Below are 11,285 nucleotides of genomic sequence, written 5' to 3' on the forward strand. Positions count from 1 at the left end.
GGGAACGCGTCGACGGGGCCGGAACCCGCGCCAATCTTACCAAAAGGGCTTTTTCGATGCGTCAAGGATCGTGAGTTTCGTGACCGGTCGGTAACATGGCGGGAAGCCGTCAGCCGGCTGGCGCGCCTGTTCTCGGAGTCCGCGCACGTCAAAAGGTTGCGGTAGCATGGCGCCCTTGACATGCGTCGGACGAATTTACCGGCGCAGCCGTTCGCTGAACTGAGGAATCCAAGATGGCATCGAAATCGCCGCCGGCCGCGCCGGCACGGTACGCACACACCGCGATCGCCTTGCACTGGCTGATCGCGCTGCTGATCGTCTGCGGCTTCGCGCTCGGCTGGGTGATGACGGACATCCCCGGCTTCACGCCGACCAAGCTGAAGTACTTCTCGTGGCACAAGTGGATCGGCGTGACGGTGTTCGCGCTGGCCGTCGTGCGCGTGCTGTGGCGGGCGACCCACGTGCCGCCGCCGCTGCCGGGCGACACGCCGGCGTGGCAGCGCGCGGCATCGCACGGCGTGCACATGCTGCTGTACGTGCTGATGATCGTGATCCCGGTGACGGGCTACCTGTACAGCTCGGCGTCGAACATCCCGGTCGTCTATCTCGGCATCGTGCCGCTGCCGCGCCTGATCGATCCCGATCCGGCGCTCAAGGAAACCTTCAAGACGCTGCACGTGTCTTTGAATTACATTCTGCTTGCGCTCGTCGCGATGCACGTGCTCGCGGCGCTCAAGCACCAGCTGTTGGACCGCGACGGCCTGCTGTCGCGCATGCTTCCCTTTGCCAAATGAAGGATCCCATGAAAGTGTCTTTCTCCCGCTCCATGCTGACCGCGTTCGCCGCGGCGGCGCTTGTCGCGTCGGGCGCGGCGCATGCCGACGTCGATCTCGCGAAGAGCAAGGTGTCCGCCGTGTCGAAGCAGATGAACGTGCCGACCGAAGGCGCGTTCAAGAAGTTCTCCGCGCAGGTGAAGTTCGACCCGGCGAAAGCCGCGCAGGGCAGCGCGCAGATGACGATCGACGTCGCGAGCTTCGACCTCGGCGACAAGATGTACAACGACCAGGTCGCCGGCAAGGACTGGTTCGACGCGAAGACCTATCCGCAGGCGACCTTCGTGTCGTCGGCGATCGCGCCGGCCGGCGGCAACAAGTACAACGTGACCGGCAAGCTGACGATCAAGGGCAAGGCCGAGACCGTCACGGTGCCCGTCACGGTCGCGCAAAACGGCGCGACGCAGACGTTCGACGGCGTGCTGCCGATCAAGCGTTCGGCCTTCAACGTCGGCACCGGCGAGTGGAAGGACACGTCGATCGTCGCGGACGAAGTGCAGATCAAGTTCCATCTCGTCGCCACGAAGTAAGCGGCGGGTTGTTGCCTCAACTGAATGCCGCGCGAGGGCGCGGCGCCGTTTCCAGGAGAAAAGGTTTGAAAAAGCATCTGATCATCGCCGCCGGCGCGCTGGCCGCTTCGCTGTCGTTCTCGGCTTTCGCCGAAAGCGCCACCTACCAGTTCGACCCGAGCCACACGTACCCGAGCTTCGAGGCCGACCACTTCGGCGGCCTGTCGGTCTGGCGCGGCAAGTTCGACAAGTCGAGCGGCACCGTGACGCTCGACCGTGCGGCGAAGACCGGCACGGTCGACGTGACGACCGACATCGCGTCGATCCACACGGGCAGCGCGAAGCTCGACGAGCACCTGCAGACGGCCGAGTTCTTCGATGCGGCGAAGTTCCCGCAGGCGAACTACAAGGGCACGATCAAGTTCGACGGCGACAAGCCGGTGTCGGTGGTCGGCAACCTGACGCTGCATGGCGTCACGAAGCCGCTCACGCTGAAGATCGATTCGTTCAAGTGCATGCCGCACCCGATGCTCAAGCGTGAAGTGTGCGGCGTCGACGCGGTCGGCGAATTCAGCCGCGACGATTTCGGCCTCGACTACGGCAAGCAGTACGGCTTCAAGATGAAGACGAAGCTGCTGATCACGGCCGAAGCGGTCAAGCAGCAGTAAGGCTTCCCGGCACGGCCGGCCATCGTGCCGGCCGCCGCGGATCAACCGCCGCGTTCCCGTTACCGGGGCGCGGCGGTTTTTTTGCGCGCCTATAATCGCCCGAGCGCCGCATGTGGCCATGCGGCGCCGGGCAGGCCGACGGCGCGACGGCGGCCGCCTCGAACAGAACGTACAACGACAAGGAGATCGCCGATGCATGCCGTCACGCAGTCCAGCTCCATTGCCTCGTCGCCGCGCGTGTGGCGCGCGGTGGTCGCCGCGTCGATCGGCAACGCGCTCGAGTGGTTCGATCTCGTCGTCTACGGCTTTTTCGCGGTGACGATCTCGAAGCTGTTCTTCCCGGCCGGCAACGACACCGTGTCGCTGCTGCTCACGCTCGGCACGTTCGGCGTGTCGTTCTTCATGCGGCCGCTCGGCGCGATCGTGCTTGGCGCGTATGCGGACCGCGCCGGTCGCAAGGCCGCGCTGACGCTGTCGATCCTGCTGATGATGGCCGGCACGCTGATCATCGCGGTGCTGCCGACCTACGAGACGATCGGTGTCGCCGCGCCGGTGATCCTCGTCGCCGCGCGGCTGATGCAGGGCTTCTCGGCCGGCGGCGAGTTCGGCAGCGCGACCGCGTTCCTCGCCGAGCACGTGCCCGGCCGGCGCGGCTTCTTCGCGAGCTGGCAGGTCGCGAGCCAGGGGCTCACGACGCTGCTCGCCGCGGGCTTCGGCACCGTGTTGAACGCGCAGCTGTCGGCCGCGCAGATGGCGTCGTGGGGCTGGCGCGTGCCGTTCTTCTTCGGGCTGCTGCTCGGGCTGGTCGCGTACTACATCCGCACCAAGGTCGACGAGACGCCCGAATTCCTCGCGGCCGAAGGCACCGCCAACCCGCTGCGCGATACGTTCGCGTCGCACAAGGCGCGCCTCGTCGCGGCCATGGGCGTGGTCGTGCTCGGCACCGTCGCCACCTACCTCGTGCTGTTCATGCCGACCTACGGCGTGAAGCAGCTCGGCCTCGCGCCGTCCGCCGCATTCGCCGCGATCCTCGTGGTCGGCGTGATCCAGATGGCGTTCGCGCCGCTCGTCGGCCACTGGTCGGATCGCTACGGCCGCGTGCGCGTGATGATCGCGCCGGCCGTCGGCATCCTCGTGCTGATCTATCCGGCGTTCGCGTATCTCGTCGCGCATCCGGGCTTCGGCACGCTGATCGCGCTGCAGGTGCTGCTCGCGTTCCTGATGACCGGCTACTTCGCGGCGCTGCCGGGGCTGTTGTCCGAGGTGTTTCCGGTGCAGACGCGCACGACCGGGATGTCGCTCGCGTACAACGTCGCGGTGACGATCTTCGGCGGCTTCGGGCCGTTCATCATCGCGTGGCTGATCCGCGAGACCGGGATGAAGACCGCGCCGAGCTTCTACCTGATGTTCGCGGCCGTGTTGAGCCTCGCGGCGCTGGTCGTGCTGCGGCGGCGGTTCGGATTCCGCTGAAACGGGGCGGGCGGCGGCTCAGTTGCCGCCGCGCTCGCAGACCGGCTGCGCCGGCATCAGTTGCGCGGGCGCGGCGATGGTCTGCACCGGGCGGCCGGCTAGGGCATCGAGCGCCTGCCGGAGCTGCCAGTCGGCCGCCGTGCCGAATGCGCGCTGCGGCAGCGCCGCGCTCCGCGCCGTATCGACCTTCGCGCGCACGCGCTCGTCGCGCAGCTTCTGGCGGGCCTTGCGCACCTGCGCGAACGGGTCGGGCGCCTGCCGGTCCGCATACGGGGCGCGGGCGAGATCGACTTCCCGATACCACAGCAGCACGCCGTCGACGTCCGCATCGCGGCGCGGCGGCACGAGCCAGTCCGGCACGACGCCGTAGCCGTCCATCGGGCAGCCGTTCGGCCGCAGATTGCGCGCGAACGTGAAATTCAGGCGCGTGCCGTCGATCAGGTCGACGCCCGTCTGCGCGAGCCCTTTCCCGTAGGTCGGCATGCCGAGCAATTTGGCGCGGCCGAGATCCTTCAGCGCCGCCGCGGTCGCTTCTGCAGCCGACGCGCTTTGCCCGTCGACGAGCACGACGAGCGGCACGGTGCGCCACCAGTCGTCGGCCTGCAGCGGCGCGAGCGGATCCTGGCCGTGCATGACGGGCAGTTCGTAGTCGGGCCAGTTGGTCGTGTAGCGGCGGCGATGCGTGTCGCCGCGCTCGACCGTCACCATCGCGGTGCGGTCGCGTCCCGCGAACAGCGCGGTGATGCCGATCGCCGCATTGAGCGCGCCGCCGCCATTGATGCGCAGGTCGAGGATCATCTGCTTGACCGGCGGCCCCGCGCGACGCGCGGCCTGCACCGCATCGATATAGTCGCCGACCGCCGGCTCCGGAAAGCTCGACAGCCGCGTGTACAGGATGTCGCCGTCGAGCCGCTTCACGGTTGCCGGACGCGGCTTGACGATCGCCCGCACCGGCGCGAAGGTCAGCACCGCATGCTTCGGGCCGCGCTGCACCGTGAGCTTCAGCGGCACGCCCGCGTCGCCCTTCGCGAGTTTCATCAGCTCGCCGCCGTCGATGCCGACGACGCTCCGGTCGTTCATCGCGACGACGAGATCGTCGGGCCGCACGCCGGCCTTTTCCGCCGGCGCATCGGGAACCACGTCGATGATGTGCAGCCCGTCGGGCCGCGTTTCGAACACGATCCCGATGCCCGGCGTGCCGTCGCGGGCGCGCCGCTCGTCGTCGCGCCGTTCCTGCTCTTCCTTCGCGTTGAAGAAGCGCGCGTACGGCAGCGTCTTGATCCCGTCGTGGGTCGCGGCGTCGAGCAGCGCGCCGATGTCGACGTCGGTCAGGTGCTGTTGCTTCAGCACATCGACGGCCGCCTTCAGTTCGCAGATCTGCGGCTCCCAGTCGGGCGGGCAGGGCGATGGCGGTGGGGCGGCGGGCACCGGAGCGGCGGCCGGCGCGGATGCCGGTTGCGCACCGACGAGCGGCGCATACGGGAACGCGGCCGCGACGGCTGCGCAGACGGCGAGGCGACGAACGACACGCATGGGAGGCATCATCGGGACCGCACGTTCGGACGGGTGAAGAGGGGGGCTTGCCCGGTCCACGCGCGCGGCCGGCAGGCGGCGGGGCAGGGCGGTGACGATTGTAGCCGACACCCGTGACGATGCCGGCCGGGCCGTTGGCATGCCGCATCGTGGCGGCCCGCGCATAAAAAAAGCCGGCCCAGAGGGCCGGCTTTGCTTCGATGCCGAAACGGCGTGGCGCTCAAACCTGCGCGCCGGCGTTCGGATCGTCCGGATCGTGCGCGGTCTTCTTTTCCTTGATCAGGTCTTCGCGCTTGATGCCGAGCCACATCGCGAGCGAGCCCGCGACGAACACCGACGAGTAGATGCCGAACATGATGCCGACCGTCAGCGCGAGCGCGAAGTAGTGCAGCGTCGGGCCGCCGAAGAAGAACATCGACAGCACCATCATTTCCGTCGACGTGTGCGTGATGATCGTGCGCGACATCGTGGTCGTGATCGCGTGGTTGATCACTTCCTGCACGCTCATCTTGCGTTCGCGGCGGAACGTTTCGCGGATCCGGTCGAAGATGACGACCGACTCGTTGACCGAGTAGCCGAGCACCGCGAGGATCGCCGCGAGCACCGCCAGCGAGAACTCCCACTGGAAGAACGCGAAGAAGCCGAGAATGATCACGACGTCGTGCAGGTTGGCGATGATGCCCGCCACCGCGTACTTCCATTCGAAGCGGAACGACAGGTAGATCACGATGCCGATCACGACGCACGCGAGCGCGAGCAGACCGTCGGTCGCGAGCTCGCGGCCGACCTGCGGGCCGACGAACTCGACGCGCTGCAGCGTGACGTCCGGGCTCTGCGCCTTCAGCGCGCCCATCACCTGGTCGCTCTGCTGCGCGGACGTGAGGCCTTCCTTCAGCTGCAGGCGGATCAGCACGTTGCGCGACGTGCCGAAGTTCTGCACCTGCGCGTCGGCATAGCCGAGCTTGCCGAGCGTCGCGCGCACGGGTTCGAGCTCCGCGGCCTGCTGGTACTGCACCTCGATCACCGTGCCGCCGGTGAATTCGACGGACAGGTGCAGCCCGCGGTGGAACAGGAAGAACACGGCGGCGAGGAACGTGACCAGCGAGATCACGTTGAACACCAGCGCGTGCCGCATGAACGGAATATCTTTACGGATGCGGAAAAATTCCATGGCTTCGTCTCCGGGGCCTTATTGGGTCGAGCCCGGTTTCTTCGGCGACACGCCTTGCTGCGCGCGGTTGCGCAGCTGCGGCTTGCCGGCGCGCGGCGCGTTGCCCTTCGCCGGGGCGGCGAGCTTCGCGGCGCGCGCGGTGTCGGTCGATTCGTCCGCGTCGGTGAACGACGCGGCGGCAGCGGCGCCTTCCGGCTTCCACACCTGGCCGATCGCGAGCGACTTCAGCTTCTTGCGGCCGCCGTACCAGAGGTTGACGATCCCGCGCGAGAAGAACACCGCGGAGAACATCGACGTCAGGATACCGAGGCAGTGCACGATCGCGAACGCGCGAACCGGGCCCGAGCCGAACGCGAGCAGCGCGAGGCCGGCGATCAGCGTCGTGACGTTCGAGTCGAGAATCGTCGCCCACGCGTGTGCGTAGCCGGCCTGGATCGCGAGCTGCGGCGGCTGGCCGGCGCGCAGTTCTTCACGCACGCGCTCGTTGATCAGCACGTTCGAGTCGATCGCCATACCGAGCGCGAGCGCGATGGCCGCGATACCCGGCAGCGTCAGCGTCGCCTGCATCAGCGACAGCACGGCGACGAGCAGCAGCAGGTTCACCGACAGGCCGATCACCGACACCACGCCGAACAGCATGTAGTACGCGATCATGAACACGGCGATCGCACAGAAGCCCCAGATCACCGAGTGCACGCCCATCTTGATGTTGTCGGCGCCGAGGCTCGGGCCGATCGTGCGTTCCTCGATGATGTCCATCGGTGCGGCGAGCGAACCGGCGCGCAGCAGCAGCGCGAGGTCGGCCGCGGCCTGCGGCGTCGGCTGGCCCGTGATCTGGAAGCGGTCGCCGAGTTCGGACTGGATCGTCGCGACCGTCAGCACTTCGCCCTTGCCCTTCTCGAACAGCACCATCGCCATCGGCTTGCCGATGTTGTCGCGCGACACCGTGCGCACCGCGCGGCCGCCCGCCGAATCGAGGCGGATGTTGACCGACGGACGCTGGTGTTCGTCGAAACCGGCCGATGCGTCGATGATGCGGTCGCCGGTGAAGATCACGTCCTTCTTCAGCAGCACGGGCGCCTGGATGCCCTGCGTGAACAGCTCCTCGCCCGGCGGCACGGGGTCGTTCGGGTTCGGGTGCGTGTTGATCGGGTCGGCGAGGCGCGCCTCGAGCGTCGCGGTGCGGCCGATGATGTCCTTCGCCTTCGCGGTGTCCTGCACGCCCGGCAGTTCGACGACGATGCGGTCGCTGCCTTGCTGCTGCAGGATCGGCTCGGACACGCCGAGTTCGTTCACGCGGTTGTGGAGCGTCGTCAGGTTCTGCTTGAGCGCGGCGTCCTCGACGGCCTTCTGCACGGCCGGCGTAAACGTGCCGACCACCTGCGTGCCGCCGCCGCCGGGCTGGGTCGCCCATTGCAGCTCGGTGATCGACGCGGCGAGCACCTTGCGGGCGTCTTCCGCCGTCTGCGCATCGCTGAAGTTGACGACCACGGACTGCTCGACGCGGCTCACGCCGCCGTCGCGGATGTTCTTGTCGCGCAGCAGCGAGCGCGCGTCGGAGGCGTCGGAGTCGAGCTTCTTCGTGAGCGCGCCCGTCATGTCGACCTGGAGCAGGAAGTGCACACCGCCGCGCAGGTCGAGGCCGAGATACATCGGCAGCGCGTGCAGGGCGGTCAGCCAGCGCGGCGACGCGCTCTGCAGGTTCAGTGCGACGACGTACTGCGGATCGTTCGGGTCGGCGTTCAGCGACTTCTGCAGCAGGTCCTTGACGCGCAGCTGCGTATCGGTGTCCTTCAGGCGCACGCGGATGTTCGCGTTGGTCGCCGTGTTCTCGAAGGTGACGTCGTCCGGCTTGATCTGCGCGGATGCGAGCGCCGATTCGACCTGGGTCAGCGTGGTCGAGTCGAGCTTGACCGTGGCCTTGCCGCTCGACACCTGCACCGCCGGCGCTTCGCCGAAGAAGTTGGGCAATGTGTACAGAAGGCCGATGGCGAGCGCCACGACCATCACGACATATTTCCAGAGTGGATAACGATTCATGAGGGGGCCGAACGGGTGGTTGGCGTGAAAGCGTCGCGTCCGGCGCCGCGGCGGCCCGCTCTCTCAGGCGGGCACGGCGCGGGGAGCCGGACGCTCGGTGAAAGCCTTACAGCGACTTGATCGTGCCCTTCGGCAGAATGGTCGTGACGGCAGCCTTCTGCACGGTGATTTCGGTGCCTTCGGCGATTTCGACGCCGATGTAGCCTTCGGTGACCTTCGTCACCTTGCCGACGAGGCCGCCGCTCGTGACGACTTCGTCGCCCTTCGCCATGGCCGCGAGCATGTTGCGGTGTTCCTTCTGACGCTTCATCTGCGGACGGATCATGATGAAGTACAGCACCGCGAACATCAGGATGAGCGGCAGGAAGCTCATCAGGCTCGATTCGGCGCCACCGGCACCTTGCGCGAAGGCATTGGAAATGAACGGCACGTTGGTCTCTCCGTAGGGGAAGATCGAAAAATAAGCCGGTTATTCTACCACCGGCCCCATGCGCAGACGGATCGGCAAATGCGCTTTCGGATCAAGCTGTTAAAGCGCGAACCGACACCGTTGCGACTTGTTTGGAAAGGTAATTGTAATGTTTGGCGGTCGCGACCGGTGATTTGATCAGGCCAATTAGTACACGTCCTATGTGACTGGCCGCGATGCGGGCCGCCGGCCCGTCAGTCGACCCCTCTCGCGCGATCCTCCGCGAAGCGTTGCCGGAATGCGTCGAACGTGTGCGTCTCGATTGCCTCGCGGATCTCGCTCATCAGCTGCAGGTAGTAGTGCAGGTTGTGGATCGTGTTCAGCTGCGCGCCGAGGATTTCGCCGACCCGGTGCAGGTGATGCAGGTAGCCGCGCGAGAAGTTCTGGCACGTGTAGCAGGTGCAGGTCGAATCGAGCGGCTTCAGCGAGTTCTTGTGCGTCGCGTTGCGGATCTTCACGTCGCCGAAGCGCGTGAACAGCCAGCCGTTGCGCGCGTTGCGGGTCGGCATCACGCAGTCGAACATGTCGACGCCGTTCGCGACGCCTTCGACCAGGTCCTCCGGCGTGCCGACGCCCATCAGGTAGTGCGGCTTGTTGGCCGGCAGCTTCGGGCCCACGTGGCGCAGCACGCGCATCATGTCTTCCTTCGGCTCGCCGACCGACAGCCCGCCGATCGCGAGGCCGTGGAAACCGAGTTCCGCGAGGCCCGCGAGCGATTCGTCGCGCAGGTCCTCGAACATCCCGCCCTGGACGATCCCGAACAGCGCGTTCGGGTTGCCGAGCCGGTTGAATTCGTCGAGCGAGCGTTTCGCCCAGCGCAGCGACATGCGCATCGAGTCGGCCGCTTCCTGGTGCGTCGTCGGCACGCCGTTGGTCGCGTACGGCGTGCATTCGTCGAACTGCATCACCACGTCGGAGTTCAGCACCTTCTGGATCTGCATCGACACTTCCGGCGACAGGAACAGCTTGTCGCCGTTGATCGGCGACGCGAACGTGACGCCGTCCTCGGTGATCTTGCGCAGGTCGCCGAGCGAGAACACCTGGAAGCCGCCCGAGTCGGTCAGGATCGGCTTGTTCCAGCCCATGAAGCCGTGCAGGCCGCCGTGCGCGTCGATCGTGTCGAGGCCCGGGCGCAGCCACAGGTGGAACGTGTTGCCGAGGATGATCTGGGCCTTGATCTCGTGCAGCTCGCGCGGCTGGATCGCCTTCACGGTGCCGTACGTGCCGACCGGCATGAAGATCGGCGTTTCGACCGTGCCGTGGTTGAGCTTCACGCGGCCGCGGCGCGCGTGGCCGTCGGTCGTCAGCAGTTCGAATTCGAGCCCGTTGGCCGGGCGGTCCTGCACGGGGGCGTGCGTATCGTGGGATGAACCTTCGGTCATCGTGTCGTGCTCCTCGCTACCGGAAAACAGTCCGGCGCATGTTGGAAACGCCGCCGGGAAGCCCGGCGGCGGTGAAAAAACGGGTGACGCACCAGGCGGACGAGCCGCCCGCGGAGCTTACGCGCCCGGCGCCTCCGGCGTGTCGCGCCGCGTGAGCAGCATCGCGTCGCCGTAGCTGAAGAACCGATACCGTTCTTCGATCGCGTGCCGGTACGCGGCGCGGATCGTCTCGACGCCCGCGAACGCGGACACCAGCATCAGCAGCGTCGATTTCGGCAGGTGGAAGTTCGTCACGAGCCGGTCGACCACGCGGAAACGGTAGCCGGGCGTGATGAAGATGTCGGTTTCGGCCTGCGTCGCCGCGAGCGGGCGGCCGGCTTCGTCGGCCGAGCGCGCCGCGGCTTCGAGCGCGCGCATCGACGTCGTGCCGACCGCGATCACGTTGCCGCCGCGCGCGCGGGTCGCGGCGATCTTGTCGACGAGCGACTGCGGCAGGTCGTACCACTCGCTGTGCATCTTGTGCTCGGCGATGTTGTCGACGCGCACCGGCTGGAACGTGCCGGCGCCGACGTGCAGCGTGAGCGTCGCGCGCTCGACGCCCAGCGCGTCGAGCTGCTCCAGCAGCGGCTGGTCGAAATGGAGCCCGGCCGTCGGCGCGGCGACCGCGCCCGGGTTGCTCGCATAGACGGTCTGGTAGCGCGTCTCGTCGGTCGCATCGGGATCGTGCTCGATATACGGCGGCAGCGGCAGGCGGCCGTACTGTTCGATCAGGTCGAGGCACGGCGCGGGGAAGTGCAGCGTGAAGAACGGCTCGACGCGCTCGCCGACCGTCACGTCGAACGCGTCGGCCAGACGCAGCGTCGTGCCGGCGCCCGGCGACTTGCTCGCGCGGATCTGCGCGAGCGCCGTGTGCGTGCCGGTCACGCGCTCGATCAGCACCTCGATCTTGCCGCCGCTGGCCTTCTGGCCGAAGAAACGCGCCTTCAGCACCTTGGTATCGTTGAACACGAGCAGGTCGCCGGGCGCGATGCACGACGGCAATTCGGCGAAATGGCGGTCGACGAGGCGTGCGGGCTCGACGCTGCGGTCGACCTCGAGCAGGCGGCTCGCGGTGCGATCGGGCAGCGCGGTTTGTGCAATCAGCTCGGGCGGCAGATTGAAATCGAAATCGGAAAGCGTGAACATGCGGGCTGGTTCGAAGCGGCCGGCG

At 67.3% G+C, this 11,285-nt stretch carries 10 protein-coding genes; 4 read left to right on the forward strand and 6 right to left on the reverse strand.

Annotated elements, in window-relative coordinates; genetic code table 11:
* The first annotated feature begins 233 nt into the window (after window positions 1-233).
* From DFS13_RS05555 to DFS13_RS05570, 4 genes are all read left to right on the forward strand, one after another.
* Window positions 234-794 carry a cytochrome b gene (locus tag DFS13_RS05555; protein ID WP_006482464.1) on the forward strand — a complete coding sequence of 187 codons (561 nt, stop codon included), beginning with the start codon at window positions 234-236 and terminating at the stop codon, window positions 792-794.
* A gap of 8 nt (window positions 795-802) precedes the next feature.
* Complete coding sequence (locus DFS13_RS05560) at window positions 803-1,363, forward strand: YceI family protein (RefSeq protein ID WP_006482463.1); 561 nt, start codon at window positions 803-805, stop codon at window positions 1,361-1,363.
* A 65-nt stretch (window positions 1,364-1,428) separates the two neighbouring features.
* Window positions 1,429-2,010, forward strand: a complete 582-nt coding sequence (locus tag DFS13_RS05565; RefSeq protein ID WP_006476873.1) for a YceI family protein — start codon at window positions 1,429-1,431, stop codon at window positions 2,008-2,010.
* Between the two features lie 192 nt (window positions 2,011-2,202).
* The gene (locus tag DFS13_RS05570) at window positions 2,203-3,480 is read left to right on the forward strand and encodes an MFS transporter (protein ID WP_111441439.1); all 1,278 of its coding nucleotides are present in this window, start codon (window positions 2,203-2,205) and stop codon (window positions 3,478-3,480) included.
* Window positions 3,481-3,498: 18 nt separating this feature from the next.
* Here DFS13_RS05570 and DFS13_RS05575 read toward each other — a convergent pair whose 3' ends face one another.
* The 6 genes from DFS13_RS05575 to queA all read right to left on the reverse strand — a co-directional run bounded on the left by DFS13_RS05575 (window position 3,499) and on the right by queA (window position 11,260).
* Window positions 3,499-5,013: a S41 family peptidase gene (locus DFS13_RS05575; RefSeq protein WP_241308581.1), complete on the reverse strand. Its 1,515-nt coding sequence runs from the start codon at window positions 5,011-5,013 to the stop codon at window positions 3,499-3,501.
* 220 nt (window positions 5,014-5,233) lie between these two features.
* Window positions 5,234-6,184, reverse strand: coding sequence for a protein translocase subunit SecF (gene secF / locus DFS13_RS05580; protein WP_006482457.1), 951 nt, complete (start codon window positions 6,182-6,184; stop codon window positions 5,234-5,236).
* A gap of 18 nt (window positions 6,185-6,202) precedes the next feature.
* Window positions 6,203-8,224, reverse strand: coding sequence for a protein translocase subunit SecD (secD, locus tag DFS13_RS05585; protein ID WP_006482461.1), 2,022 nt, complete (start codon window positions 8,222-8,224; stop codon window positions 6,203-6,205).
* Window positions 8,225-8,330: 106 nt separating this feature from the next.
* Window positions 8,331-8,654 (reverse strand): preprotein translocase subunit YajC, encoded by a 324-nt coding sequence (yajC, locus tag DFS13_RS05590; RefSeq protein WP_006476868.1) that lies wholly within the window; start codon window positions 8,652-8,654, stop codon window positions 8,331-8,333.
* A 233-nt stretch (window positions 8,655-8,887) separates the two neighbouring features.
* Entirely contained in the window at window positions 8,888-10,075 is a 1,188-nt protein-coding gene (gene tgt, locus DFS13_RS05595; RefSeq protein WP_006497510.1) for a tRNA guanosine(34) transglycosylase Tgt, read from the reverse strand.
* 117 nt (window positions 10,076-10,192) lie between these two features.
* A complete protein-coding gene (gene queA / locus DFS13_RS05600; RefSeq protein ID WP_006482460.1) occupies window positions 10,193-11,260 on the reverse strand; it encodes a tRNA preQ1(34) S-adenosylmethionine ribosyltransferase-isomerase QueA in 1,068 nt (355 codons plus the stop codon).
* Window positions 11,261-11,285 lie beyond the last annotated feature (25 nt).

The sequence above is a fragment of the Burkholderia sp. 28_3 genome (assembly GCF_003253915.1).
GTDB classification, from domain to species: domain Bacteria; phylum Pseudomonadota; class Gammaproteobacteria; order Burkholderiales; family Burkholderiaceae; genus Burkholderia; species Burkholderia cenocepacia.

What these genes read in the sequence shown, in the direction of transcription:
- DFS13_RS05555 (WP_006482464.1), top strand. Translation starts at nt 234, where the DNA reads ATGGCATCGAAATCGCCGCCGGCCGCGCCGGCACGGTACGCACACACC.
- DFS13_RS05560 (WP_006482463.1), top strand. Translation starts at nt 803, where the DNA reads ATGAAAGTGTCTTTCTCCCGCTCCATGCTGACCGCGTTCGCCGCGGCG.
- DFS13_RS05570 (WP_111441439.1), top strand. Translation starts at nt 2,203, where the DNA reads ATGCATGCCGTCACGCAGTCCAGCTCCATTGCCTCGTCGCCGCGCGTG.
- DFS13_RS05575 (WP_241308581.1), bottom strand. Translation starts at nt 5,013, where the DNA reads ATGCGTGTCGTTCGTCGCCTCGCCGTCTGCGCAGCCGTCGCGGCCGCG.
- secF (WP_006482457.1), bottom strand. Translation starts at nt 6,184, where the DNA reads ATGGAATTTTTCCGCATCCGTAAAGATATTCCGTTCATGCGGCACGCG.
- secD (WP_006482461.1), bottom strand. Translation starts at nt 8,224, where the DNA reads ATGAATCGTTATCCACTCTGGAAATATGTCGTGATGGTCGTGGCGCTC.
- tgt (WP_006497510.1), bottom strand. Translation starts at nt 10,075, where the DNA reads ATGACCGAAGGTTCATCCCACGATACGCACGCCCCCGTGCAGGACCGC.
- queA (WP_006482460.1), bottom strand. Translation starts at nt 11,260, where the DNA reads ATGTTCACGCTTTCCGATTTCGATTTCAATCTGCCGCCCGAGCTGATT.